The organism is Cronobacter sp. HA18003 (genome assembly GCF_011605905.1).
GTDB lineage: Bacteria > Pseudomonadota > Gammaproteobacteria > Enterobacterales > Enterobacteriaceae > Cronobacter > Cronobacter sakazakii.
In genome coordinates this window covers 1-26,312 of the sequence record NZ_JAANQO010000029.1, presented here as the reverse complement: position 1 = coordinate 26,312, position 26,312 = coordinate 1, and the positions used below count along the sequence as shown (strand labels likewise).

Sequence of the window (26,312 nt, the reverse complement as noted above, 5' to 3'; positions counted from 1 at the left end):
CGGTCGCTCCACCAGAGGTTGTTTTTATTATGTATCAGGTCGTTGCGTCTGATTTAGACGGCACACTCTTAGCCCCTGACCATGCACTGACGCCGTTTGCCAAACAAACGCTCAAATTACTGACTGCCCGCGGCGTGAACTTTGTGTTCGCCACTGGCCGCCACCATATCGATGTCGGCCAGATCCGCGACGGCCTTGAGATCAAGGCTTATATGATCACCTCCAACGGCGCGCGGGTGCACGACACCGACGGCAATCTGGTGTTTACCCATAACCTTGATACCGATATCGCCGCCGATCTGTTCGGCGTGGTGCGCGATAATCCCGATATCATCACTAACGTCTATCGCGACGACGAATGGTTTATGAGCCGCGAGCGCCCGGACGAGCTGAAATATTTTAAAGAGGCGGTTTTTAAATATTCGCTCTTTGAACCAGCGCTGCTGGAGCCGCAGGGCGTCAGCAAAGTCTTCTTCACTTGTGACGTCCACGAAAAGCTGCTGCCGCTGGAGCAGGCCATCAACGCCCGCTGGGGCGATCGTGTTAACGTGAGTTTTTCGACGCTCACCTGCCTTGAAGTGATGGCGGGCGGCGTCTCCAAAGGCCACGCGCTGGAGGCGGTTGCCAAAGCGATGGGCTTTGGGCTGGAGTCCTGCATCGCGTTCGGCGACGGGATGAACGACGCGGAGATGCTCTCCATGGCAGGCAAAGGCTGCATCATGGGCAACGCGCACCAGCGCCTGAAAGATCTGCTGCCGGAGCTGGAAGTCATCGGCACTAACGCTGAAGATGCCGTTCCACACTACCTGCGTAAACTGTTTCTGGATTAACCATCCGGGTGACAAGTGGTTTATCGATAACCACTTGTCAACCAAATAGTGCAACTTTTCGCCAGCGCCTTCGCTACAATGCCCGTCTTGTTTTCTGTTGAGATGATCATTGTGGCGTTACTCATCATCACCACTATCCTGTGGGCGTTCTCTTTTAGCCTGATTGGCGAATACCTGGCGGGCCATGTAGACAGCTACTTCTCAGTATTGATGCGCGTCGGGCTGGCGGCGCTGGTTTTCCTGCCGTTCTTACGCGCGCGCGGGCAGAGCCTGAAGACGCTGGCGCTCTATATGGTGGTGGGCGCACTGCAGCTGGGCGTGACGTACCTGCTGAGTTTCCGGGCGTATCTCTATCTGACCGTCTCGGAGTTCCTGCTGTTTACGGTGCTTACGCCGCTCTATATCACGCTGATTTACGATCTGCTGAGCCGCCGTCGGCTGCGCTGGGGCTATGCATTAAGCGCCGGGCTTGCGGTTATCGGCGCGGCGATTATTCGCTATGACAAAGTGAGCGATCACTTCTGGACCGGGCTGCTGCTGGTACAGCTGGCGAATATCAGCTTCGCTATCGGGATGGTGGGCTATAAACGCCTGATGGAGACGCATCCGATGCCGCAGCACAGCGCGTTTTCGTGGTTCTATCTCGGCGCGTTCGTGGTGGCGGTTATCGCCTGGTTCGCGCTCGGCAACCCACAGAAACTGCCGACCACCGGCCTGCAATGGGGCATTCTGGTGTGGCTTGGCGTGGCGGCCTCGGGGCTTGGCTACTTTATGTGGAACTATGGTGCCACGCAGGTGGACGCCGGTACGCTCGGCATCATGAATAACATGCATGTGCCCGCCGGGCTGCTGGTTAACCTCGCCATCTGGCAGCAGCAGCCCCACTGGCCGAGCTTTATCATTGGGGGAGCGGTGATAGTGGCTTCTCTGTGGGTCCACCGACGCTGGGTCGCGCCGCGCTCCGCACAAACGGAAGGGAATCACAGGCGTGCTGACGCGCCTGCTGAATAAACGCCTCCGTCACCGGCTGACGCTGCTCGCCATCGCGCACCGCAGCGTACAGCCGACTCCATAATCCTTCGCCCAGCGCACGTGTGACCACCAGCCCCTGACGCTCGAAATTCTCCACCACCCAGTGCGGCAGCGCGGCGATGCCCATGCGCGCCGACACCATCTGGATAAGCAGCAGCGTATTATCCACGCTTTTCAGCGTCGGACTGACGCCCGCCGGCTGTAAAAAGTGACGCCAGACGTCGAGACGACTGCGCTGCACCGGGTAAATCAGCAAAGTTTCGCTGGCGAAATCCTCCGGCGTCACCTGCGTTTTGGTCGCCAGCGGATGATCGGGCGCCACCACCAGACGCACTTCAAAATCAAACATCGGCGAATAGTGCAGGCCGCTGCGCGGCAGAATGTCTGACGTCAGCACCAGATCGAGTTCGTCCTGCTGCAGCGCAGGCTGCGGATCAAACGTCACGCCCGATTTGAAATCCATCTCCACCTGCGGCCAGCGTTTACGAAACGCCTCCAGCGCCGGGGCCAGCCACTGAATACAGCTATGACACTCAATCGCGATGCGCAGGCGGGTCTGTTGCGGTTCATTGCACGCCTGCAATGCGCGGCTTATCTGCGGCAACACCTGGGCTGCCAGCTGTAACAGGATCTCGCCCTGCGGCGTGAAGCGCAGCGGCTGGCTCTTACGCACGAATAACCGGAAGCCGAGGCGCTGCTCCAGATCGCTGAACTGGTGTGAAAGCGCGGATTGGGTCTGATGCAGCGATGCCGCCGCCGCCGCCAGTGAGCCGCAATTACGCAGCGCCTGAAGCGTTCGCAGGTGTTTTATCTCGATCATGAATGTCCTTCACTTCAGCATGAATAATTTGCGCTTGAGGAATATACAGTAACTGCCAATTATGGATGTGTAAACATCTGGACGTCCAAACTCGTCATAATTCGACTTGCAGATGCGTTGGCTTTCCTCGCTCGCCCCAGTCACTTACTGGAGTAAGCTCTTGGGGACTCGCTGCGTCGCCGCCTTTCTGCAAGCCGAATTATTTAGAGTTCTCCTCCTCGGGGAGAATCCGAAATACATACGGATTAATTAATTAGACGAGCAGATAAAACGAACAGATTCATCTCCTGACACGGGATTCATTCTTAAGAGAGGCAGAACATCATGACTATCCATAACCACACCCTCGGTTTTCCCCGCGTCGGCCTGCGTCGCGAGCTGAAAAAAGCGCAAGAGAGCTACTGGGCGGGCAAAAGCACCCGTGAAGAATTACTGGCGGTGGGCCGCGAACTGCGCGCCCGTCACTGGGAACAACAAAAAGCGGCGGGCATCGATCTGCTGCCGGTGGGTGACTTCGCCTGGTACGATCATGTTCTGACCACCAGCCTGCTGCTCGGCAACGTGCCGGCGCGCCACCAGAATGCGGACGGCACGGTGGATATCGATACGCTGTTCCGCATCGGCCGTGGCCGCGCGCCGACCGGCGAACCTGCCGCCGCCGCTGAAATGACCAAATGGTTTAACACCAACTATCACTACATGGTGCCGGAATTCACCAAAGGCCAGCAGTTCAGCCTCACCTGGACGCAACTGCTGGATGAAGTCGACGAAGCGCTGGCGCTCGGCCATCACGTTAAACCGGTACTGCTCGGCCCGGTCACGTACCTGTGGCTTGGCAAAGTGAAGGGCGAACAGTTCGATCGTCTTTCCCTGCTTAACGACATTCTGCCGGTCTACCAGCAGGTGATCGCCGAGCTTGCGAAACGTGGCATTCAGTGGGTGCAAATCGATGAACCGGCGCTGGTGCTGGAGCTGCCGCAGGCGTGGCTGGACGCGTTTAAACCGGCCTACGAGGCGCTGAAAGGCCAGACCAAACTGCTGCTCACCACCTATTTTGAAGGCGTGAGTGATAATCTCGATACCATCACCGCGCTGCCGGTGCAGGGGCTGCATGTCGATCTGGTTCATGGCCATGACGATGTCAACGAACTGCATCGCCGCCTGCCGCAGGAGTGGTTACTCTCCGCGGGCGTTATCAATGGCCGCAACGTCTGGCGCGCCGATCTCACCGAAAAATACGCCCAACTGAAAGCGATCGCAGGCCAACGTGAGCTGTGGGTGGGCTCGTCCTGCTCGCTGCTGCACAGCCCTATCGACCTGAGCGTCGAAACGCGTCTGGATGCGGAAGTGAAAAGCTGGTTCGCCTTTGCGCTGCAAAAATGCGAAGAGCTGGCGCTGCTGCGCGATGCGCTGAACAGCGGCGACACAACAAAAATCGAGCAGTGGAGCGCGCCGATTCAGGCCCGTAAACACTCGGCCCGCGTACATAACCCGGCGGTGGAACAGCGCCTTAAGGCCATTACGCCGCAGGACAGCCAGCGCGCCCATGCGTATCCGGTACGCGCCGAAGCGCAGCGCGCCCGCTTTAACCTGCCAGCCTGGCCGACCACCACCATCGGCTCGTTCCCGCAGACGACCGAAATTCGCGGCCTGCGCCTGGATTTCAAAAAGGGCAATCTCGATGCGGCGAACTACCGCACCGGTATCGCCGAACACATTAAGCAGGCGATCGCCGAGCAGGAGCGTCTGGGTCTCGATGTGCTGGTGCACGGCGAAGCCGAGCGTAACGACATGGTGGAGTATTTCGGCGAGCACCTTGATGGCTTTGTCTTTACCCAGAACGGCTGGGTGCAGAGCTACGGCTCCCGCTGCGTGAAGCCGCCGGTCGTTATCGGCGACATCAGCCGCCCGGCGCCGATCACCGTCGAGTGGGCGAAGTACGCGCAGTCGCTGACCGACAAACCGGTGAAAGGCATGCTGACCGGTCCGGTGACTATTCTCTGCTGGTCGTTCCCGCGTGAGGATGTCTCGCGCGAAACTATCGCCAAACAGATTGCGCTGGCGCTGCGTGATGAAGTGGCGGATCTCGAAGCCGCGGGCATCGGCATCATCCAGATTGACGAACCGGCGCTGCGTGAAGGGTTGCCGCTCAAGCGCAGCGACTGGGACGCGTATCTCGCCTGGGGCGTGGAGGCGTTCCGCCTGAACGCGGCGGTCGCGAAGGACGACACGCAGATCCACACTCATATGTGTTATTGCGAGTTCAACGACATCATGGATTCTATCGCCGCGCTGGATGCGGACGTGATCACCATCGAAACGTCACGTTCAGATATGGAGCTGCTGGAGTCGTTTGAGGAGTTTGAATACCCGAATGAAATCGGGCCGGGCGTATATGATATCCACTCGCCGAACGTGCCGGACGTGGCGTGGATTGAAGCGCTGCTGAAGAAAGCCGCGCAGCGCATTCCGCAGGAGCGTTTGTGGGTGAACCCGGATTGCGGCCTGAAAACCCGCGGCTGGCCGGAGACCCGCGCGGCGCTCGCCAACATGGTGAAAGCGGCGCAGAACCTGCGTCAGGCGTAACGGTTTTGTGATGGCGGGTGCGCGACGCTTACCCGCCCTACGATAAGGCCAGTTATGCGTTGCGTAGGGTGGGTCATACGTAGGATGGGTAAGCGCAGCGCACCCACCGCAGCCCGGAAAAAACGGTGTGGTGTGGTTTATGATTTTGTAGGGTGGGTAAGCCCTGCGCACCCACCGAAGCCCGCAGAAAACGGTGTGATGCGGTTTGTGACTTTGTAGGGTGGGTAAGCGCAGCGCACCCACCGCAACCCGCAGAAAACGGTGTGATGCGGTTTGTGATTTTGTAGGGTGGGTAAGCGTAGCGCACCCACCGCAACCCGCAGAAAACGGTGTGATGCGGTTTGTGATTTTGTAGGGTGGGTAAGCGCAGCGCACCCACCGCGCCACCAAAAAACGCCCGGTTTCCCGGGCGCTTTTTTTATCCTTTCTTACTGCCGTAGGTTTTGAACCACTCCAGCATGCGCTCCCAGCCATCCTTCGCCGATGCCTCGTGATAACTCGGGCGATAATCGGCGTTAAACGCATGGCCCGCGTCCGGGTAAACAATAATTTCCGCTTTCGCGTTGGCGGCGCGCAGCGCCTGACGCATGGTCTCCACGCTCTCAAGCGAAATACCCGTATCCTGCGCGCCGTAAAGCCCCAGCACTGGCGCGGTCAGATCGGTGGCGACATCCACCGGGTGCTTCGGCGAGTTTAACGTTTTGTCGCCCAGCAGCTTGCCATACCACGCCACGGCGGCTTTCAGTTGCGGATTATGCGCGGCGTACAGCCACGCGATACGCCCGCCCCAGCAAAAACCGGTCAGCATCAGACGATGCGCGTCGCCGCCGTTGCGTGACGCCCAGCTTGCCACATGATCCAGATCCGCCAGCACCTGCGCGTCCGGCACTTTCGACACCAGATTGCTCAACAGCGACGAAATATCGTCATACTCATTCGGATCGCCCTGACGGAAATAGAGTTCCGGCGCCACCGCCAGATACCCTTCCAGCGCCAGGCGACGGCATATATCGCGAATATGTTCATGTACGCCGAAAATCTCCTGTACCACAATCACTACCGGCAGCGGGCCATCAGCAGCGCGCGGGCGGGCGTGGTAAGCAGGCATATTTTCGCCCTGCGTGGGAATCGAGGTTTCGCCCGCGATAATGGCATCCTGCGGCGTATGCACTACCGTTGAAGCGACAGGTGAAACTGCAGCGGCAAAGCCCGCCGGATGGTCAGTGTTGTTGGTCATGGCATTCTCCGTACCCGTTATTGTTTTAGCGCATCCCTAACTATAGCCTGCGTGTGGCGGGAGTGGAGGTGGCAAAAGCAGGCATTCGGCGCGCGGGATTTCCATTCATGCGCTCTATATGTGACCATAATCACGAAATTATGGAAAATTAATGCAACTCCTTTCTTTTGAAGTGAATCCGGTCACGAAAAACGCCGGAAAGGTTCTGTAAAGTACCGTTTTGCTTCTCCTGACAAACCGACCCACAGAGGAGTCACCTATGTCTGATGTTTTTCACCTCGGCCTTAAAAAAAGCAATCTTCAGGGCGCAGAATTAGCGATTGTCCCGGGCGACCCGGAGCGAGTGGAAAAGATCGCCGCGCTGATGGATAAGCCGGTCAAACTGGCCTCCCACCGTGAATTCACCTCCTGGCGCGCTGAGCTTGATGGCAAAGCGGTCATCATCTGCTCCACCGGTATCGGCGGCCCGTCAACGTCTATCGCGGTAGAAGAGCTGGCGCAGCTTGGCATTCGTACTTTCCTGCGCGTGGGCACCACTGGCGCTATCCAGCCACACATCAACGTCGGCGACGTGCTGGTGACGACCGCCTCCGTACGCCTTGATGGCGCCAGCCTGCACTTCGCGCCGATGGAATACCCGGCCGTTGCCGATTTCGCCTGTACTACCGCATTGGTGGAAGCGGCCAAAGCGGTCGGCGCGACTACGCATATCGGCGTAACCGCCTCTTCCGATACCTTCTATCCGGGCCAGGAGCGCTACGACACCTTCTCTGGCCGTGTAGTCAGCCGCTTTAACGGCTCCATGAAAGAGTGGCAGGCGATGGGCGTGATGAACTATGAAATGGAATCGGCCACGCTGCTGACCATGTGTTCAAGCCAGGGGCTGCGCGCGGGCATGGTGGCGGGCGTTATCGTCAACCGCACCCAGCAAGAGATCCCGAACGCGGAAACCATGAAACAAACCGAAAGCCACGCGGTGAAAATCGTGGTGGAGGCGGCGCGCCGCCTTCTCTGATAACTCCTTTCAGGCCGGCGCTCTGCCGGCCTTTTTGCGTAATGTCTCGCAGGATTGACGATCCTTACAGAAAAACGCTTTTCGTCTGGAATTATGTACAGCACAATCCCCTCTGGCGTGATGAGCAGTTCAGGCAGGAGGCGTGGTGGAAATCTCATATCTGGTGTTAGCCGTGGTTGCGCTGGCAGGCGTTGTGGTGGGCTGGCTGATGTCAGGGCTGCGAACCGCCCAGTACAAGGCGGATCTACTGGCGGAACAGCGCGATATTTACGGCGAACTCAGCGCGGCCCGCGAGGCGCTGGCGCATAACCAGCACTGGCGCGATGAGTGCGATCTGCTCAATAACGAACTGCGCAACCTGCGGGAGATCAACAGCTCGCTGGAGTCCGATCTGCGCGAAGTCACCACGCGGCTGGAGGCCACCCAGGTCCACGCCGAAGAAAAACTGCGCCAGATGATGAGCAGCGAACAGCGCCTGAGCGAACAGTTTGAAAACCTCGCTAACCGTATCTTTGAGCAGAGCCGTCGTCAGGTCGATGAGCAGAATCGCCAGAGTCTGAGCGGCCTGCTTTCTCCGCTACGCGAGCAGCTCGACGGCTTTCGCCGACAGGTGCAGGAAAGCTTCGGCCAGGAGGCGCGCGAGCGCCATACGCTGGCTCATGAAATCCGTAATCTCCAGCAACTGAATGCGCAAATGGCGCAGGAAGCCATCAACCTTACTCGTGCGTTAAAAGGCGACAACAAAGCCCAGGGCAACTGGGGCGAAGTAGTGCTCGCGCGCGTGCTGGAAGCCTCGGGCCTGCGCGAAGGGCATGAGTATGAAACCCAGGTTAATATTCAGCTTGCCGACCGTAGCCGGATGCAGCCGGATGTCATCGTGCGTCTGCCGCAGGGCAAAGATGTGGTGATTGACGCCAAAATGACGCTGGTGGCCTATGAGCGTTACTTCAACGCCGAAGATGACTACAGCCGCGAGCTGGCGTTAAACGAACACATCGCTTCGCTTCGCAATCATATTCGCCTGCTGGGGCGCAAGGATTATCAGCAGTTGCCGGGGTTGCGCACGCTGGATTACGTGCTGATGTTTATCCCGGTCGAGCCCGCCTTTTTACTGGCTATCGACAAGCAGCCGGAGCTCATCACCGAGGCGTTAAAAAACAATATCATGCTGGTAAGCCCGACCACGCTGCTGGTGGCGCTGCGCACCATTTCCAACCTCTGGCGTTATGAGCATCAAAGCCGTAACGCCCAGCAGATAGCGGATCGCGCGAGTCGCCTGTACGACAAAATGCGGCTGTTCGTTGACGACATGAGCGCCATTGGCCAGAACCTCGACAAAGCCAGCGACAGCTACCGCCAGGCGATGAAAAAACTCGCCAGCGGGCGCGGCAACCTGCTTGCGCAGGCGGAGGCGTTTCGCGGTATGGGCGTTGAGGTAAAGCGCGAGATTAATCCGGATTTGGCCGAGCAGGCGGTGCAGGATGATGAAGCGTTTGCGCTCCCCGATGCCGAAGCGCTTGCCAGCGCCCCTGATGAAAACAGCCACTTAGCGGCGTTTCGCGTTGCGGGCGAGCGCTGAGCGGCGCGCTAATGCCGCCTTGAATCGTAGGGCAATTGCGGCCAATCTGTTACACTTCACAAACATTTCCTTGATAAGCAGGCACTGAGATGGTTGAAGATTCACAAGATACAACGCACTTTGGCTTCCAGACCGTAGCGAAAGAGCAAAAAGCGGATATGGTGGCGCAGGTCTTCCACTCCGTGGCGGCGAAATATGATGTCATGAACGATCTGATGTCGTTCGGCATTCATCGTCTGTGGAAGCGCTTCACTATCGATTGCAGCGGCGTGCGTCGCGGCCAGAAAGTCCTGGATCTCGCGGGCGGCACCGGCGATTTAACCGCTAAATTCTCCCGTCTGGTGGGCGAGAGCGGCAAAGTGGTGCTGGCAGATATCAACGATTCGATGCTGAAAATGGGGCGCGAGAAGCTGCGCAATATCGGCATCGTCGGCAACGTCGAGTATGTCCAGGCCAACGCGGAAGCGCTGCCGTTTCCGGATAACACCTTTGATTGCATCACGATTTCCTTCGGCCTGCGTAACGTCACCGATAAAGAAAAAGCGCTGCGTTCCATGTTTCGCGTGCTGAAGCCGGGTGGCCGTCTGCTGGTGCTGGAGTTCTCCAAACCGGTGTTCGAGCCGCTGAACAAAGCCTACGACGCCTACTCTTTCCACATTCTGCCGCGCGTCGGCGAGCTGGTGGCGAAAGACGCTGGCAGCTACCGTTATCTCGCTGAATCCATCCGTATGCACCCGGATCAGGAAACCCTTAAAGCGATGATGAACGACGCGGGCTTCGAGAACGTCAACTACTACAACATGACCGGCGGGATCGTAGCGCTGCATCGCGGCTACAAATTCTGAGGAGGTGCCGGATGCCTTTCACACCGCTAATGATGGCTGGCATTGAAGGCGCGCTGAACACTTTTCTGTACCGCGAGAGCGCGCTGAAAGCGCCGCGCCAGCGTTTGCAGGGCAAAGTGTTGCGCATCACGCTTGAAGAGCTTTCCACGCCGCTGGTGCTGGTGTTCAGCGAGCAACAACTGGATGTGCTCAGTAAATGGGAAGGCGAGGCGGACTGTACCGTTATCACCCGCCTTTCCGTTTTGCCGAAGCTCCAGGACCGCCAGCAGCTAACTGCGCTTATCCGCAGCGGCGAGCTGGAAGTGCAGGGCGATCTGCAGGTGGTGCAAAATTTTGTGGCGCTGATGGACATGGCCGAATTTGATCCCGCCGGGCTGCTGGCCCCGTGGGTTGGCGATATCGCCGCGGAAGGCATCGGGCGCGTTATGCGTCGCGGCGGGCAACTGCTGCAAAAAGGCTTTATGCGTAATCAGCGCTATCTGGCGGAAGCGATTACCGAAGAGTGGCGCGTCGCGCCGGGCGCGCTGGAAATCGCCTGGTTTGCCGAAGAGATTTCGGCCGTCGAGCGCCAGCTGGAAGCGTTAACCAAACGGTTGGATAAACTGGAGGGCAAATGACGCCAGGTGAAATTCGGCGCCTTTATTTCATTATCAAAACGTTCCTGAGCTACGGTCTGGATGAGCTGATCCCGCGCATGCGTCTCACGCTGCCGCTGCGGATCTGGCGTCGCGGGTTGTTCTGGATGCCGAACCGGCACAAAGATCTTGAGCTTGGTACAAGACTTCGTCTGGCGTTGCAGGAGCTGGGGCCGGTGTGGATTAAGTTCGGTCAGATGCTGTCGACGCGTCGCGATCTCTTTCCGCCGGTAATCGCCGATCAGCTGGCGCTGTTGCAGGATCGCGTCGCACCCTTTGACGGTAAGCTCGCTAAACAGCAGATCGAAAAAGCCATGGGCGATCGTCCCGTTGAGGAGTGGTTTGATGATTTCGATATCACGCCGCTTGCTTCCGCTTCAATCGCGCAGGTGCACACCGCCCGGCTGAAAGAGAACGGCAAAGAGGTGGTCATCAAGGTGATCCGCCCCGATATCCTGCCGGTCATCAAGGCGGATATGAAGCTTATCTACCGTCTCGCGCGCTGGGTGCCGCGCCTGCTGCCGGATGGTCGCCGCCTGCGCCCGATGGAAGTGGTGCGCGAGTATGAAAAAACGCTGCTGGATGAGCTCGATCTGCTGCGCGAAGCGGCAAACGCTATTCAGTTGCGCCGTAATTTCGAAAACAGCCCCATGCTCTACGTGCCGGAAGTCTATTCGGACTACTGCAGCCCGACGATGATGGTCATGGAACGCATCTATGGCATCCCGGTCAATGACGTCGCGGCGCTGGAAGCCAACGGCACCGACATGAAATTGCTGGCTGAGCGCGGCGTTCAGGTGTTCTTCACCCAGGTTTTCCGCGATAGCTTTTTCCACGGTGATATGCATCCGGGGAATATTTTCGTCAGCCACGATCACCCGCACGATCCGCAATACATTGGCATCGACTGCGGCATCGTGGGCTCGCTCAATAAAGAAGATAAGCGCTATCTGGCGGAAAACTTTATCGCTTTCTTCAACCGCGACTATCGCCGCGTGGCGGAGCTGCATGTGGATTCGGGCTGGGTGCCGCCGGATACCAATGTAGAAGAGTTCGAATCCGCCATTCGTACCGTTTGCGAGCCTATTTTTGAAAAGCCGCTTGCGGAAATCTCGTTTGGCCACGTGCTGCTGAATCTCTTTAACACCGCGCGCCGCTTTAATATGGAAGTGCAGCCGCAGCTGGTGCTGCTGCAAAAAACGCTGCTGTATATTGAGGGCGTAGGGCGTCAGCTCTATCCGCAGCTCGATTTGTGGAAAACGGCGAAACCTTTTCTGGAAAGCTGGATCAAAGATCAGGTGGGCTTCCCGGCGCTGGTGCGCTCCTTTAAAGAGAAAGCGCCATTCTGGGCGGAAAAAATCCCGGAAATTCCTGAACTGGTCTACAACAGCCTGCGGCAAGGCAAACAACTGCAACAAAGTGTTGATAAGATTGCCCATGAGCTGCAGGAGCATCGTGTAAAGCAAGGGCAGTCGCGCTATCTGTTCGGCATTGGCGCCACGCTAATGCTGAGCAGCACGCTGCTCTTTATCAACCGTCCTGACTGGGGCATGTCGCCCGGATGGCTGATGGCAGGCGGTATTCTCGTCTGGCTTATCGGCTGGCGGCGTACCGACTAGCGCAGGCATTGTTATGAAACGGCCACAGGTATACTGTGGCCTGATGAATACCATTATCACTGGTAACTGAGGAAATGTATGGGTGGCATCAGTATCTGGCAGTTATTGATTATCGCGGTTCTGGTTGTTCTGCTTTTTGGCACCAAAAAGTTACGCTCGCTGGGCTCTGATCTTGGCGAATCCATCAAAGGCTTTAAAAAAGCGATGGGTGACGACGACAAACAAAAGCACCAGCAGGATGCGGATTTCACCGCGCCTTCTGCGCAGGATAAACAAATCGGCGAAACCAAAAGCGACGTCACCGCTGACGACGCGAAAAAACGTGATAAAGAGCAGGTGTAATCCGTGTTTGATATTGGTTTTGGCGAACTGCTGCTGGTTTTTGTTATCGGGCTTATCGTGCTGGGGCCGCAGCGTTTGCCTGTGGCTGTCCGCACGGTTGCAGGCTGGGTTCGTGCGCTGCGATCGCTTGCAACCACGGTGCAGAATGAACTGACCCAGGAGCTTAAGCTTCAGGAGTTTCAGGAAAGCCTGAAGAAAGTGGAAAAAGCGAGCATCGATAACCTGACGCCAGAGCTGAAAGCGTCGATGGACGAACTGCGCGAAGCGGCGGAATCGATGAAGCGCTCTTACAGCGTTAACGATCCGGAAAAAGCGAGCGACGACGCCCACACCATTCATAATCCGCTGGTGAAAGGCAACGAAGCGCAGCATGAAGGCGTTACGCCAGCGAAAGCTGAGCATCAGGCGCAGTCACCTGCGCAGAAGCCTGTGACGGAGACGGCGCACGCGGAAGAGACCGGGGCAGCGCCTGTCGAGCCTGAAAATGGCGTTGACGCGTCGTCGGACGCGTCCGCCAGCACGCGGAAACCTGAAGCCGCATCCACCGTGAGTGATAAATCCTGACATGGCTGTTGAAGATACCCAACCCCTAATCAGTCATCTGATTGAACTGCGTAAGCGACTGCTGAACTGCATCGTCGCGGTGCTGGTGATTTTTCTGGCGCTGGTCTACTTCGCCAACGATATCTATCAACTGGTCGCTGCCCCGCTGATAAGCCAGATGCCGCACGGTGCCAGCATGATTGCTACCGACGTGGCGTCGCCGTTTTTCACGCCTATCAAGCTGACCATGATGGTGTCGGTGATCCTCTCCGCACCGGTGATTTTGTATCAGGTCTGGGCGTTTGTCGCCCCGGCGCTGTACACGCATGAGCGACGCCTGATTATCCCGCTGCTGGTTTCCAGTACGCTGCTGTTTTATATCGGTATGGCCTTCGCCTATTTCGTGGTGTTCCCGCTGGCGTTCGGCTTCTTAACGAAAACCGCGCCTGTCGGCGTTGTGGTGTCGACCGATATCACCAGCTATCTCGATTTCGTCATGGCGCTGTTTATGGCCTTCGGCGTGTCGTTTGAAGTGCCGGTCGCCATCGTCTTGCTGTGCTGGATGGGCGTGACCACGCCGCAGGACTTGCGTGCCAAACGCCCGTATGTGCTGGTCGGCGCGTTCGTCGTCGGCATGCTGCTCACGCCGCCGGATGTGTTCTCGCAAACGCTGCTGGCGATACCGATGTACTGCCTGTTTGAAGTCGGGATTTTCTTCTCGCGCTTTTACGTCGGTAAACGGCGTCCGCGAGAGCAGGATGCCGAAGAAGAAGCAGAAGAATAACGTAACCGCCCGTCAGGGCGGTTTTCATATGGAAAGCGCAATGTTTGATATTGGCCTGAATATAACCAGCTCTCAGTTTGACCATGACAGGGATGAGATGATCGCCCGCGCCCGTGCGGCAGGCGTCAGCAATATGCTCTTTACCGGCACGTCGCTTGAAGAAAGCGAAAAGGCTTGCGCATTCGCCAGGCGTTACGAGGGCTGCTGGTCGACCGCGGGCGTTCACCCGCACGACGCCAGTACCTGGAATGATGAAAGCGCGGCGCGGCTGCGTGCGCTCGCAGGGGAGGCGCAGGTCGTGGCGATTGGCGAATGCGGGCTCGATTTCAACCGGAATTTTTCAACGCCTGCCGAACAGGAGCATGCCTTTACAGAACAGTTGCGGCTGGCGGCAGAGCTGGCGCTGCCGGTGTTTTTGCACTGTCGCGATGCCCATGCGCGCTTTCTTGCGCTGCTCGATCCTTGGCTCGATAAACTGCCGGGCGCGGTACTGCACTGCTTTACCGGCACGGAACAAGAGGCGCGGGAGACAATGGCACGCGGGCTTTACCTCGGTATTACCGGCTGGGTTTGCGACGAGCGTCGCGGGCTTGAACTACGCGCCCTGCTGCCGGTTATTCCCGCCGATCGCCTGCTGCTGGAAACAGACGCGCCTTATCTGCTGCCTCGGGATCTCGCCCCCAGGCCAAAATCGCGTCGCAACGAGCCATGCTGGCTGCCGCATATTCTTAAGCAAGTCGCGCAGTGGCGCGGTGAAGATCCCGCCTGGCTTGAGGCCACGACGGATGCCAATGCCGCCCGTCTGTTTCTGAAAAACGCGTCGCCTGCGTAACGCTGCCTGCTGAAACCGGCAGAGTGTGGATTTTTGCACGCTGCTGGTGCCTTTCCCTCTCAAAGCCCGGTGATATGCTTCCCGCCGGGGATTTCCCCTGTATTACACAGCTGAGGGACAATAATGAAAAAGACAATTACGGGCATTGTGACACTGATGCTGCTCACCAGCGCGCCGGTGATGGCGATGGATAAAACGGCGACCGGCGCGGTGCTTGGCGCGACAGCGGGTGCCATTGCAGGCAAAGATGTCAAAAGCGCCGTAGGCGGCGCGGTCATTGGCGCAGGCACCGGCGCGATGCTGAAAAAGGGCGATAAAGGCAAAGCGGCGCGTAAAGGTGGCGTTGCGGGTGCGGTCGTGGGCGCGGGCGTTGCCGCGGCAACCGGGAAAAGCGTGCTGAAAGGCGCAGCGGTTGGCGCAGGCGCGGGCGGCGTTATTGGCGAAGCGACGCACTAATGACAAACGGCGGCACTGAGCCGCCGTTTTGCTGTCTGCGTTGCGCGTCAGACCTTACGGAATTCGGTGTTCTTCACGCTTTGCAGCACCTGCTTGTTCAGCAAATTCAGCAGCAACATAGAACGGGCTTCGCCATCGGGCTCGGTAAAAATTGCCTGCAACCCTTCAAACGCGCCTTCGGTAATCACCACCATATCGCCGGTATGCGGCGTATCCGGATCAGTCACGTTTTCCGGGTGCCAGTCGAGCAACTGCTCGATGACCGTCTGCGGCACCACGGCCGGGTGCGAACCAAAACGAACGAAATGGCTGACGCCGCGGGTGGAGCTTATCGTCGTGGTATGAATATCTTCCGGGTCAAAGCGAACGAAAAGGTAGTTCGGAAACAGCGGCTCGCTGACGGAGGTGCGTCTGCCTCGTACCATTTTTTCAAGCGTAATCATTGGCGTAAGGCAGTTCACCGACTGTCGTTCAAGGTGCTCTTTAGCGCGCTGAAGCTGCCCGCGTTTACAGTACAGTAAATACCAGGATTGCATAATGACTCTTCTTACATGGCCGGACGCGCCAGCATAACAAAACCACCTCAGGATCGCTAAGGGCATTATACCGCGCAGTGCTATAGCCTGTGGTGATGATTCACGTTAATTTAACAAAATTACGGCATGCCTGCGGCGAACACCGTATAATAAAAAGCTTATTTTAAAGCCACGAATAACTGCATGAAATACCACGACCTACGCGATTTTCTGGCGCTGCTGGAGCAGCAAGGCGAACTCAAGCGCATTACATTGCCCGTCGATCCTTACCTGGAGATGACGGAAATTGCCGACCGCACATTGCGCGCGGGCGGCCCGGCGCTGCTGTTTGAAAACCCGAAAGGCCATACCATGCCGGTGCTCTGCAACCTGTTTGGCACGCCGAAACGCGTGGCGATGGGCATGGGCCAGGAGGATATCTCCGCGCTGCGTGAAGTCGGCAAGTTGCTGGCGTTCCTGAAAGAGCCGGAGCCGCCGCGCGGTTTCCGCGATCTCTTCGACAAGCTGCCGCAGTTTAAGCAAGTGCTGAACATGCCGACGAAGCGGCTGCGTAACGCGCCTTGTCAGGAGAAAGTGTGGCAGGGCGATGAAGTCGACCTGAACCGCATTCCCATCATGCAGTGCTGGCCGGATGACGCCGCGCCGCTTATTACGTGGGGCCTGACGGTCACTCGCGGCCCGCATAAAGAGCGCCAGAATCTGGGCATCTATCGCCAGCAGCTCATCGGTAAAAACAAACTCATTATGCGCTGGCTGTCGCATCGCGGCGGCGCGCTCGATTTCCAGGAGTGGTGCCAGGCGCATCCGGGCGAACGCTTCCCGGTCGCTGTCGCGTTGGGCGCTGACCCGGCGACGATTCTTGGTGCGGTGACGCCGGTGCCGGATACGCTCTCCGAATATGCGTTTGCGGGCCTGCTGCGCGGCACCAAAACCGAAGTGGTGAAGTGTCTTTCTAACGACCTTGAGATCCCGGCCAGCGCCGAAATCGTGCTGGAAGGCTATATTGAACCCGGCGAAATGGCACCGGAAGGCCCATATGGCGATCACACCGGTTACTATAATGAGATAGATAACTTCCCGGTCTTTACCGTGACGCATGTGACGCAGCGTGAAAACGCGATTTATCACTCGACCTATACGGGCCGCCCGCCAGATGAACCTGCGGTGCTGGGCGTGGCGCTCAATGAAGTGCTGGTGCCTATCCTGCAAAAACAGTTCCCGGAGATCGTGGATTTCTATCTCCCGCCGGAAGGGTGCTCGTACCGGCTTGCTGTGGTCACAATGCGCAAGCAGTACGCGGGCCACGCGAAGCGCGTGATGATGGGCGTCTGGTCATTCCTGCGCCAGTTCATGTATACCAAGTTCGTGATCGTTTGTGATGATGACATTAACGCGCGCGACTGGAACGATGTGATCTGGGCGATCACCACGCGCATGGATCCGGCGCGCGACACGGTGATGGTGGAGAACACGCCGATCGATTATCTGGATTTCGCCTCGCCGGTATCGGGACTTGGCTCCAAAATGGGCCTCGACGCGACCAACAAATGGCCGGGCGAAACGCAGCGCGAGTGGGGAACACCCATCAAGAAAGATCCCAACGTGACGGCGCGTATCGACGCCATCTGGGATGAGCTCGCGATTTTTCATGACGGAAAAGGCGCCTGACGCGCCGCCGTTGCAGTTGCATTATTGACCCGACAGAGGGAACGCATGACAACCTTAAGCTGTAAAGTGACCTCGGTAGAAGCCATCACGGATACCGTTTATCGCGTTCGTTTAGTGCCGGAAGCGGCCTTTTCGTTTCGCGCAGGTCAGTACCTGATGGTGGTAATGGATGAGCGGGACAAGCGCCCTTTTTCTATGGCCTCCACGCCGGATGAGCAGGGCTTTATCGAACTGCATATCGGCGCGTCGGAACTTAACCTCTACGCGATGGCGGTGATGGACCGCATTCTCAAAGAGCGTGAAATCGTGGTCGATATTCCGCATGGCGACGCCTGGCTGCGCGACGACGAAGAGCGTCCGCTGATCCTGATTGCCGGTGGGACGGGCTTCTCCTACGCGCGTTCGATTCTGCTGACGGCGCTGGCGCGCAACCCGAATCGCGATATCACGATTTACTGGGGCGGGCGCGAAGAGAAACACCTTTACGATCTGTCAGAGCTGGAAGCGCTGTCGGTTGACCATCCGAACCTGAAGATTGTTCCGGTGGTCGAGCAGCCGGATGAGACGTGGCGCGGTCGCAGCGGCACGGTACTGACGGCAGTGATGCAGGATTTCGGTACGCTTGCCGGACACGATATCTACATCGCGGGACGTTTCGAGATGGCGAAGATCGCCCGCGACCTCTTCTGCAACGAGCGCGCCGCGCGCGAAGACCGCCTGTTCGGCGACGCTTTCGCGTTTATCTGAGTCGTGCCCGCATAACGCCAGCCCTGTTTACGGGCTGGCGGCAATCTCCTTTCCTGACCAGACATATAACGGTTTATCGTTTTCCAGCAGGCAAAGCAGCGTAATGTTTTTGCGCACTGGATGATCGAGCTTCGCGGTGAGCTGGGTCGCGATATGCTGTTGGCCGACGTTTTCGTCATACCGTTCCACCACCACGCTTTCCGGTACAACGCGCGATTCAGTCAGGACTTTTTGCATATACGCGTGATCCTGCCATGTGTTGATAAGCGAGGTCAGGCAACGCTGCGCCAGCGTCTCCTCCGACAGCTCTGCCCGTGCAGAAGTGGTGCAAAAAAGCGCAGCGGCAAGCGGCGCGAAGATAAAGCATCCCTTCATAGTTTTCCCTGAAGTGTAGAGTCGTTAAAAAAGCCTGGCACAAATGTGGAAAATAAAAAACCCGCCCCTGACAGGCGGGAAGAACGGCAACTAAACTTTTCACCAATGCGCCTGATACCAGGCGCGTTGTCTGACTCACACCCGCTCAAAGACCGTCGCGATGCCCTGGCCCAGGCCAATACACATCGTGGCAAGGCCAAGCTCGGCGTCGCGGCGCTCCATCAGGTTAATCAGCGTGGTGCTGATACGCGCGCCGGAGCAGCCAAGCGGGTGGCCGAGCGCTATCGCGCCGCCGTTAAGGTTGATCTTCTCGTCGATCTGCTCCATCAGGCCCAGATCTTTAATGCAGGGCAGGATCTGCGCGGCAAAGGCTTCGTTCATCTCAAACAGATCGATATCGCTCGCGGTCAGACCGGCTTTTTTCAGCGCCAGCTTCGAGGCGGGCACCGGGCCGTAACCCATAATCGACGGATCGCAGCCTACTACCGCCATAGAACGGATACGGGCGCGCGGGGTCAGGCCGAGTTCACGGGCGCGCGATTCGCTCATGACCAGCATCGCCGCCGCGCCGTCGGAGAGCGCTGACGAGGTGCCCGCCGTGACCGTACCGTTTGCCGGGTCGAACGCCGGTTTCAGCTGCGACAGCCCTTCGGCGGTGGTTTCCGGGCGGATCACTTCGTCAAAGTCGTAGCGCTTAAGCACGCCGTCGGCGTCGTGGCCGCTGGTCGGAATGATTTCCTGTTTAAAATGCCCGGCCTGTGTGGCGGCCCAGGCGCGCTGATGCGAGCGAGCGGCGAAAGCGTCCTGCATTTCACGGCTGATGCCGTGCATACGTGAAAGCATCTCCGCCGTTAGCCCCATCATGCCCGCGGCTTTCGCGACGTTACGGCTTAAGCCCGGATGAAAATCGACGCCGTGGTTCATCGGCACATGGCCCATGTGTTCCACGCCGCCCACCAGACAAACGCTGGCGTCACCGGTCATGATCATCCGCGCGGCGTCGTGCAGCGCCTGCATTGACGAACCGCACAGACGGTTGACCGTCACCGCGGGCACGCTGTGCGGGATTTCCGCCAGCAACGCGGCGTTGCGGGCGATGTTAAAACCCTGCTCCAGCGTCTGCTGCACGCAGCCCCAATAGATGTCGTCGATAGCGCTGGCTTCCAGTTGCGGGTTACGCGACAGCAGGCTGCGCATCAGGTGTGCGGAAAGATCTTCCGCGCGCACCTGACGGAACGCGCCGCCTTTGGAACGGCCCATCGGGGTGCGGATAGCATCAACAATTACAACCTTTTCCATTCGTCACTCCTTAAGCCGTTTGCAGTTCGCCTACCGGTTGGGCAGGTTCAACCTGGGGATAATAAGGCGCATTGTGGCTCGCTTTATCGCGAAGCCCCGCTGGCGCTTCATAAAGCGGGCCGAGATGCTGATAATGCTGCGCCATATCGAGGTATTTCGCGCTGCCCTGCGTATCCAGCCAGCGGAACGCGCCGCCGTGGAACGGCGGGAAGCCGAGACCGTAGACCAGTGCCATATCCGCCTCGGCCGGGCTTGCGATAATGCCTTCTTCCAGGCAGCGCACCACTTCGTTGACCATCGGAATCATCATGCGCGCCACGATCTCTTCATCGCTGAACGCGCGCTTCGGCTGGCTCACTTCGGCAAGCAGGCTGTCTACCGCGTCATCCGGCACTTTGCGCGGTTTGCCTTTGCTGTCTTCCTGATAGGCATAGAAACCTTTACCGTTTTTCTGTCCGAAGCGACCGGCGTCAAACAGCGCGTCGATAGCATCGCGGTAATCTTTTTGCATGCGCTGCGGGAAGCCCGCCGCCATCACGGCCTGCGCGTGATGCGCGGTGTCGATGCCGACAACATCCAGCAGGTACGCCGGGCCCATCGGCCAGCCGAACTGTTTCTCCATCACTTTGTCTATCTGGCGGAAGTCGGCGCCGTCGCGCAGTAGCTGGCTGAAACCGGCAAAGTAGGGGAACAGCACGCGGTTAACGAAGAAACCAGGACAGTCATTCACCACAATCGGCGTTTTGCCCATTTTGCTGGCCCAGGACACCACTTTCGCAATCGTGGCGTCGGAGGTTTTCTCTCCGCGGATTACTTCAACCAGCGGCATACGGTGCACCGGGTTAAAGAAGTGCATGCCGCAGAAATTTTCCGGGCGCTTCAGCACGCTTGCCAGCTCGCTGATAGGAATCGTCGAGGTATTGGAGGCAATCACGGTATCCGGGCGGACTTTTTCTTCGGTTTCCGCCAGCACCGCTTTTTTCACCTTCGGGTTTTCGACCACCGCCTCGACGACCACGTCAGCGCGCTCAAAGCCGGCGTAATCCAGCGTCGGATGGATGGTGGCGATAACGCCTGCGAGCTTCAGCCCGTCGATTTTGCCGCGCTCCAGCTGTTTATTCAGCAGCTTGCTGGCTTCGCTGATGCCGAGCGTCAGTGATTTCTCATTAATGTCTTTCATAATGACCGGCACGCCTTTCCAGGCGGACTGGTAAGCGATGCCGCCGCCCATAATGCCTGCGCCCAGTACCGCGGCCTGTTTCGGCGTCTCGGTCTCTTTGGTCAGTTTTTTCGCAAGGCCTTTGACGTACTGGTCGTTTAAAAAGATGCCGACCAGCGCGCGCGCTTCGCTGGAGCGCGCCAGCGGCACAAAGCTTTTATTCTCCAGCGCCAGTGCTTCATCACGGCCCAGCCCTGCGGCCGCTTCGATGGTTTTCACCGCCGTCATCGGTGCCGGGTAGTGTTTGCCCGCGGTCTGCATCACCATGCCTTTGGCGATGGTAAAGCTCATAGTCGCTTCGATTTTACTTAAGCGCAGCGGTTCAAGCTTCGGCTGGCGGCGGGCTTGCCAGTCGAGCTCGCCGTCGATGGCCTGGCGCAGCATACGCAGCGCGCCCTCGATCAGTTTTTCCGGTTTCACGACCGCATCAACCAGGCCCACTTTTAGCGCCGCGTCAGCGGTGATGTCTTTACCGGCCGCGATGATTTCCAGCGCGCTGTCAGCGCCCAGCAGACGAGGCAGGCGTACCGAACCGCCAAAGCCCGGCATGATGCCAAGTTTTGTTTCCGGCAGGCCGATACGGGCATCCGGCGTGGCGAGACGGAAATCGGTCGCCAGCACGCATTCACAGCCGCCGCCTAACGCGTAGCCGTTTATGGCGCAAAGGGTCGGCACCGGCAGATCTTCAAGACGGTTAAATACGCTGTTGGCAAAGTGCAGCCACTGGCTTAATTGCTCAGCAGGCACCTGGAACAGCGAGAGGAATTCGGTAATGTCGGCGCCGACGATAAACGCGGCTTTTTCCGAGCGCAGCAGCAGGGCTTTGAGATCGTGCTGTTTTTCCAGCACGTCGAGCGCATGGCCAAGGCTTGCTACGGTCGCGGTATCAAGCTTATTCACCGAGCCGGGGGCATCGAACACCAGTTCGGCAATGCCGTCTTCCAGCCAGTTAAGGTACAGGGTGTCGCCTTTGTAGAGCATGTCGGTCTCCTGAATCCAGCAAGGGGATCTGGTCGTACCAGATGAAGCGGAGTGTGGAGTTGATGTTAATGAAATGCAAATTACTGTTTAAATATTTGCAAACGCGATCACGGATGGTGGAAAACGCTCAGGGAATAAACCGGTGTGCTAAGATGCCGGAGTTGAGAGCTCAAACTTTAAAGGTAAAGTATGGATTCGCTGACCACCCTCTATAAAAATCATCTGGATACGCTCCAGGAGCGTACCCGCAACGTGCTTGCCCGCTTTAATCTGGACGCGCTGCTTATCCATTCCGGGGAGCTGTTTAATGTCTTTTTAGACGATCATCCGTATCCGTTTAAGGTGAATCCGCAGTTCAAAGCGTGGGTGCCGGTGACGCAGGTGCCAAACTGCTGGTTGCTGGTGGATGGCGTGAACAAGCCGAAGCTGTGGTTTTACCTGCCGGTGGATTACTGGCATAACGTCGAGCCGCTGCCGAGTGCGTTCTGGACGGAAGAGATAGACATTATCGCGCTGCCGAAAGCCGATGACATCGGCGGTCAGCTGCCTGCCGCGCGTGGCAACATCGCGTACATTGGCCCGGTGCCGGAGCGCGCGCTGAAGCTGGACGTCCCGGCGGATAAAATTAACCCGAAAGGCGTGATTGATTATCTGCACTTTTACCGCGCGTATAAGACAGATTACGAACTGGCCTGCATGCGCGAAGCGCAGAAGACGGCGGTTAACGGCCATCGCGCTGCGCATGAGGCGTTTCTGTCAGGCATGAGCGAGTTTGATATTAACCTCGCGTACCTGACCGCGACCGGCCATCGCGATACCGATGTGCCTTACAGCAATATCGTGGCGCTTAATGAGCACGCCGCCGTGCTGCATTACACCCGGCTCGATCACCGCGCGCCGTCTGAGATGCGCAGCTTCCTGCTGGACGCGGGCGCCGAATATAACGGTTATGCAGCCGATTTGACCCGCACCTGGGCGGCCGACGGCGACAGCGATTTCGCGGCTTTGATTAAAGACGTGAATGAAGAACAGCTGGCGCTGATTGGCACCATGAAAGCGGGCGTCAGTTATATCGATTACCACATTCAGTTCCATCAGCGCATCGCGAAGCTGCTGCGCCGTCATCAGATTGTCACGGACATTAGCGAAGAAGCGATGGTGGAAGCCGACATTACCGGGCCGTTTATGCCGCACGGTATCGGGCATCCGCTGGGCTTGCAGGTGCATGATGTCGCGGGCTTTATGCAGGACGATACCGGCACGCATCTGGCTGCACCGGCGAAATATCCGTATCTGCGCTGCACGCGCGTATTGCAGCCGCGTATGGTGCTGACGATTGAGCCGGGCATTTACTTTATTGAGTCGCTGCTGGTGCCGTGGCGAGAAGGCCCGTTCAGCAAGCACTTCAACTGGCAGAAAATCGAGGCGCTGAAGCCGTTCGGCGGTATCCGTATTGAGGATAACGTGGTGATTCACGAGCACGGCGTGGAAAACATGACCCGGGATCTGAAGCTCGCCTGATGGAGAGCTGGCCTGTTCCGGCCTCGCCGGTGATCTTTACGGAAGAGATCAAAAAGAGCCGCTTTATTACGTTGCTCGACCATACCGAGGGCGTGGAAGCGGCCAAAGCGTTCGTTGCGCAGGCGCGCGTCGATTATCCGGATGCCCGGCATTATTGCCAGGCGTGGGTGGCGGGCGCGCCCGATGATTCGCAGCAACTCGGGTTCTCGGACGACGGTGAACCGGCGGGCACGGCCGGAAAACCGATGCTGGCGCAGCTGATGGGCAGCGGCGTCGGCGAGATTACCGCCGTGGTGGTGCGCTACTTCGGCGGCATCAAGCTTGGCACCGGCGGGCTGGTCAAAGCCTATGGTGGCGGCGTTCAACAGGCGTTAACGCGGCTTGAAACGACACTCAAAGTGCCGCTGACGGAATATACTTTGCTGTGCGATTACGCGCAGCTCGCGGGTGTGGAAGGGCTGCTCGGTCAGTTTAACGGCAAGGTGGTGGAAAGCGCGTTTCAGGCCAATGTGGCGTTGCGCGTGGCGCTTCCGCATACGCAGGTGGCGGCTTTTTCGGCAAAGCTTGCCGACTTTAGCCGTGGTGCATTGCATTTGTTGTCGGTTGAATAATAATCCTCTCCTTCATTTTGATTCCAAAGGAAACGGCAGATGCATTTTCGCGCCATTACCCGAATCGTTGGTCTACTGGTTATCCTGTTTTCCGGGACAATGATCATTCCCGGCCTGGTAGCTCTGCTATACCGCGACGGCGCGGGACGCGCTTTCACTCAAACCTTTTTTGTCGCGCTGGCTATCGGCGCGGCGCTCTGGTGGCCGAACCGTCATCAGAAGCGCGAACTGAAATCGCGCGAAGGGTTTCTTATCGTCGTGCTCTTCTGGACGGTGCTGGGCAGCGTCGGTGCGTTGCCGTTTATCTTTTCCGAGCGGCCAAACCTCACCATCACGGACGCCTTTTTTGAATCCTTTTCTGGGCTGACCACCACGGGCGCGACGACGCTGGTGGGCCTTGATTCTCTGCCGCATGCCATTCTTTTTTATCGCCAGATGCTGCAATGGTTCGGCGGGATGGGGATCATCGTGCTGGCGGTGGCGATTCTGCCTATTCTCGGCGTCGGTGGGATGCAGCTATACCGCGCTGAAATGCCGGGGCCGCTCAAAGACAACAAAATGCGCCCGCGTATTGCCGAAACGGCGAAAACGCTGTGGCTGATTTATGTCTTGCTGACGGTGGCGTGCGCGCTGGCGCTGTGGTTTGCCGGAATGCCCGCGTTTGATGCGATTGGCCACAGCTTTGCCACTATCGCTATCGGCGGGTTCTCTACGCACGATGCAAGCGTGGGGTATTTCGCCAGCCCGACCATTAACACCATTATTGCTATCTTTCTGCTGATCTCCGGCTGTAACTACGGCCTGCACTTTTCGCTGCTCAGCGGGCGTAGCCTGAAGGTCTATTCCCGCGACCCGGAATTTCGCATGTTTATCGGCGTGCAGCTGACGCTGGTCTTTATCTGTACGCTGGTGCTCTGGTTCCATGATACCTACGATTCGGCGATAACGACGCTTAACCAGGCGTTTTTCCAGGTGGTGTCGATGGCGACGACCGCAGGCTTTACGACGGACAGCATCGCGAAGTGGCCGCTCTTTCTGCCGGTGTTGTTGCTCTGCTCGGCGTTTATTGGCGGCTGCGCGGGTTCAACCGGCGGCGGTCTCAAGGTTATTCGTATTCTTCTGCTCTTTAAACAGGGCAACCGCGAGCTGAAAAGGCTGGTGCACCCGAACGCGGTTTACAGTATTAAGCTTGGCAACCGCGCGTTGCCGGAACGTATCCTCGAAGCGGTGTGGGGATTTTTCTCGGCGTATGCGCTGGTGTTTCTGGTCAGCATGCTGGCGATTATCGCGACCGGCGTGGACGACTTCTCGGCATTCGCCTCTGTGGTGGCGACGCTCAATAACCTTGGGCCTGGTCTTGGCGTCGTAGCGGATAACTTCGCCAGTATGAATCCCGTCGCTAAGTGGATACTCATTGCCAATATGCTTTTCGGGCGTCTGGAGGTGTTTACGCTTCTGGTGCTGTTCACCCCGACTTTCTGGCGCGAATAAGGAGATAAATGTGAAAACCTTAATTCTGTTTTCCACCCGCGACGGACAAACGCGTGAAATCGCTTTTTATATCGCGTCCCAGCTACAGGAAATGGGCGAGGCGGTGGATGTGGTTAACCTGCATCGCGCCGAAGCGCCAGACTGGACGCAATATAAGAAGGTGGTGATAGGCGCGTCGATTCGCTATGGCCATTTTCACCCGACGCTGGACGCGTTTGTGAAGCAGCATCAACAGGCGCTTAATGCGCTGCCGGGCGCGTTCTTTTCGGTAAACCTTGTGGCGCGTAAGCCAGAGAAGCGCACACCGCAGACCAACAGCTATACGCGCAAGTTTCTGTTGAACTCGCCGTGGCAGCCTGATCATTGCGCTGTCTTTGCGGGTGCGCTGCGTTATCCGCGTTATCGCTGGTTTGACCGCTTCATGATTCGCCTGATTATGAAAATGACAGGCGGGGAAACGGATACCTCAAAAGAAGTGGTCTACACGGACTGGCCTCAGGTGGCCCTTTTTGCGCAGGAAATCGCCCGTCTGAGCCGCGATTAGTATCATTTTCCGGCACATTGCCTGGAAAGTAAGCGAACGAAAAGTTTTTTGAAATTAGGGGTTGTCAGGCGGAAAGAACTCCCTATAATGCGCCTCCACTGACACGGCACAACGGCAAACGAGCCGGCCCGTCAGGCAGACGAAAGCGAAAATAAACGCTTGACT

General features: G+C 57.9%; 25 protein-coding genes. 19 read left to right on the top strand and 6 right to left on the bottom strand.

Translation table 11 applies throughout. The features are described 5' to 3' along the window. Window positions 1-29 precede the first annotated feature (29 nt). Entirely contained in the window at window positions 30-830 is an 801-nt protein-coding gene (gene yigL, locus G6041_RS20990) for a sugar/pyridoxal phosphate phosphatase YigL (RefSeq protein WP_004388405.1), read from the top strand. Window positions 831-941: 111 nt separating this feature from the next. Continuing rightward, a complete protein-coding gene (locus G6041_RS20985; RefSeq protein ID WP_038878811.1) occupies window positions 942-1,841 on the top strand; it encodes a carboxylate/amino acid/amine transporter in 900 nt (299 codons plus the stop codon). Here the strand turns inward: G6041_RS20985 and metR are convergent. After that, a complete protein-coding gene (metR, locus tag G6041_RS20980) occupies window positions 1,729-2,682 on the bottom strand; it encodes an HTH-type transcriptional regulator MetR (protein WP_012126034.1) in 954 nt (317 codons plus the stop codon). The two genes, G6041_RS20985 and metR, sit on opposite strands and share 113 nt — an antisense overlap. A 324-nt stretch (window positions 2,683-3,006) precedes the next feature. Here metR and metE point away from each other — a divergent pair, with 324 nt between their 5' ends. Beyond that, window positions 3,007-5,268: a 5-methyltetrahydropteroyltriglutamate--homocysteine S-methyltransferase gene (gene metE / locus G6041_RS20975; RefSeq protein WP_012126033.1), complete on the top strand. Its 2,262-nt coding sequence runs from the start codon at window positions 3,007-3,009 to the stop codon at window positions 5,266-5,268. Window positions 5,269-5,686: 418 nt separating this feature from the next. Here the strand turns inward: metE and G6041_RS20970 are convergent, their stop codons facing one another. Next, window positions 5,687-6,505, bottom strand: coding sequence for a dienelactone hydrolase family protein (locus G6041_RS20970; protein ID WP_012126032.1), 819 nt, complete (start codon window positions 6,503-6,505; stop codon window positions 5,687-5,689). Window positions 6,506-6,764: 259 nt separating this feature from the next. Between G6041_RS20970 and udp the strand changes: the two genes are divergently transcribed. The 10 genes from udp to G6041_RS20920 all read left to right on the top strand — a co-directional run bounded on the left by udp (window position 6,765) and on the right by G6041_RS20920 (window position 15,155). Beyond that, a complete protein-coding gene (gene udp / locus G6041_RS20965) occupies window positions 6,765-7,520 on the top strand; it encodes a uridine phosphorylase (RefSeq protein ID WP_012126031.1) in 756 nt (251 codons plus the stop codon). 145 nt (window positions 7,521-7,665) lie between these two features. Beyond that, a complete protein-coding gene (gene rmuC / locus G6041_RS20960) occupies window positions 7,666-9,099 on the top strand; it encodes a DNA recombination protein RmuC (protein ID WP_041460625.1) in 1,434 nt (477 codons plus the stop codon). An 89-nt stretch (window positions 9,100-9,188) separates the two neighbouring features. Beyond that, on the top strand, window positions 9,189-9,944 hold the full coding sequence (gene ubiE / locus G6041_RS20955) for a bifunctional demethylmenaquinone methyltransferase/2-methoxy-6-polyprenyl-1,4-benzoquinol methylase UbiE (RefSeq protein WP_004385518.1): 756 nt from the start codon (window positions 9,189-9,191) through the stop codon (window positions 9,942-9,944). Window positions 9,945-9,955: 11 nt separating this feature from the next. Next, the gene (gene ubiJ / locus G6041_RS20950) at window positions 9,956-10,561 is read left to right on the top strand and encodes a ubiquinone biosynthesis protein UbiJ (protein WP_084999154.1); all 606 of its coding nucleotides are present in this window, start codon (window positions 9,956-9,958) and stop codon (window positions 10,559-10,561) included. Continuing rightward, window positions 10,558-12,198 carry a ubiquinone biosynthesis regulatory protein kinase UbiB gene (gene ubiB, locus G6041_RS20945; RefSeq protein WP_007891403.1) on the top strand — a complete coding sequence of 547 codons (1,641 nt, stop codon included), beginning with the start codon at window positions 10,558-10,560 and terminating at the stop codon, window positions 12,196-12,198. Before ubiJ ends, ubiB begins: the two co-directional genes overlap by 4 nt. A 78-nt stretch (window positions 12,199-12,276) precedes the next feature. Beyond that, window positions 12,277-12,540 (top strand): Sec-independent protein translocase subunit TatA, encoded by a 264-nt coding sequence (tatA, locus tag G6041_RS20940; protein ID WP_007704573.1) that lies wholly within the window; start codon window positions 12,277-12,279, stop codon window positions 12,538-12,540. A gap of 3 nt (window positions 12,541-12,543) precedes the next feature. Then, window positions 12,544-13,104, top strand: a complete 561-nt coding sequence (gene tatB / locus G6041_RS20935; protein WP_012126028.1) for a Sec-independent protein translocase protein TatB — start codon at window positions 12,544-12,546, stop codon at window positions 13,102-13,104. Window position 13,105: 1 nt separating this feature from the next. Continuing rightward, entirely contained in the window at window positions 13,106-13,867 is a 762-nt protein-coding gene (gene tatC, locus G6041_RS20930) for a Sec-independent protein translocase subunit TatC (protein WP_012126027.1), read from the top strand. A gap of 28 nt (window positions 13,868-13,895) precedes the next feature. After that, window positions 13,896-14,699 (top strand): 3'-5' ssDNA/RNA exonuclease TatD, encoded by an 804-nt coding sequence (tatD, locus tag G6041_RS20925; RefSeq protein WP_171966536.1) that lies wholly within the window; start codon window positions 13,896-13,898, stop codon window positions 14,697-14,699. A 123-nt stretch (window positions 14,700-14,822) separates the two neighbouring features. Beyond that, complete coding sequence (locus G6041_RS20920) at window positions 14,823-15,155, top strand: glycine zipper family protein (protein ID WP_004385511.1); 333 nt, start codon at window positions 14,823-14,825, stop codon at window positions 15,153-15,155. Window positions 15,156-15,202: 47 nt separating this feature from the next. On the opposite strand, the gene rfaH is transcribed toward G6041_RS20920, so the two are convergent. Further along, window positions 15,203-15,691: a transcription/translation regulatory transformer protein RfaH gene (gene rfaH, locus G6041_RS20915; protein WP_007766492.1), complete on the bottom strand. Its 489-nt coding sequence runs from the start codon at window positions 15,689-15,691 to the stop codon at window positions 15,203-15,205. 183 nt (window positions 15,692-15,874) lie between these two features. On the opposite strand from rfaH, the gene ubiD reads away from it, so the two are divergent. Together ubiD and fre are read left to right on the top strand one after the other, a co-directional pair. After that, on the top strand, window positions 15,875-17,359 hold the full coding sequence (gene ubiD, locus G6041_RS20910) for a 4-hydroxy-3-polyprenylbenzoate decarboxylase (protein ID WP_004385509.1): 1,485 nt from the start codon (window positions 15,875-15,877) through the stop codon (window positions 17,357-17,359). A 45-nt stretch (window positions 17,360-17,404) separates the two neighbouring features. After that, entirely contained in the window at window positions 17,405-18,106 is a 702-nt protein-coding gene (fre, locus tag G6041_RS20905) for an NAD(P)H-flavin reductase (RefSeq protein WP_007891415.1), read from the top strand. A 27-nt stretch (window positions 18,107-18,133) separates the two neighbouring features. Here the strand turns inward: fre and G6041_RS20900 are convergent, their stop codons facing one another. The 3 genes from G6041_RS20900 to fadB form a co-directional block, all read right to left on the bottom strand. Further along, on the bottom strand, window positions 18,134-18,481 hold the full coding sequence (locus tag G6041_RS20900; RefSeq protein WP_004385506.1) for a hypothetical protein: 348 nt from the start codon (window positions 18,479-18,481) through the stop codon (window positions 18,134-18,136). 135 nt (window positions 18,482-18,616) lie between these two features. Then, window positions 18,617-19,780 carry an acetyl-CoA C-acyltransferase FadA gene (fadA, locus tag G6041_RS20895; protein ID WP_004385505.1) on the bottom strand — a complete coding sequence of 388 codons (1,164 nt, stop codon included), beginning with the start codon at window positions 19,778-19,780 and terminating at the stop codon, window positions 18,617-18,619. Between the two features lie 10 nt (window positions 19,781-19,790). Continuing rightward, the gene (fadB, locus tag G6041_RS20890; protein ID WP_012126024.1) at window positions 19,791-21,980 is read right to left on the bottom strand and encodes a fatty acid oxidation complex subunit alpha FadB; all 2,190 of its coding nucleotides are present in this window, start codon (window positions 21,978-21,980) and stop codon (window positions 19,791-19,793) included. A 189-nt stretch (window positions 21,981-22,169) separates the two neighbouring features. Between fadB and pepQ the strand changes: the two genes are divergently transcribed. Genes pepQ through hemG form a run of 4 tightly spaced genes read left to right on the top strand, consistent with a single transcriptional unit; the run spans window position 22,170 to window position 26,147 of the window. Beyond that, window positions 22,170-23,501, top strand: coding sequence for a Xaa-Pro dipeptidase (gene pepQ, locus G6041_RS20885; protein WP_012126023.1), 1,332 nt, complete (start codon window positions 22,170-22,172; stop codon window positions 23,499-23,501). Next, on the top strand, window positions 23,501-24,112 hold the full coding sequence (locus tag G6041_RS20880) for an IMPACT family protein (RefSeq protein WP_012126022.1): 612 nt from the start codon (window positions 23,501-23,503) through the stop codon (window positions 24,110-24,112). The genes pepQ and G6041_RS20880 overlap by 1 nt, the downstream gene beginning before the upstream one ends. A 39-nt stretch (window positions 24,113-24,151) precedes the next feature. Further along, window positions 24,152-25,603, top strand: a complete 1,452-nt coding sequence (trkH, locus tag G6041_RS20875) for a Trk system potassium transporter TrkH (protein WP_012126021.1) — start codon at window positions 24,152-24,154, stop codon at window positions 25,601-25,603. Window positions 25,604-25,613: 10 nt separating this feature from the next. Further along, on the top strand, window positions 25,614-26,147 hold the full coding sequence (hemG, locus tag G6041_RS20870) for a menaquinone-dependent protoporphyrinogen IX dehydrogenase (RefSeq protein ID WP_007872657.1): 534 nt from the start codon (window positions 25,614-25,616) through the stop codon (window positions 26,145-26,147). The last annotated feature ends 165 nt before the right edge of the window (window positions 26,148-26,312 follow it).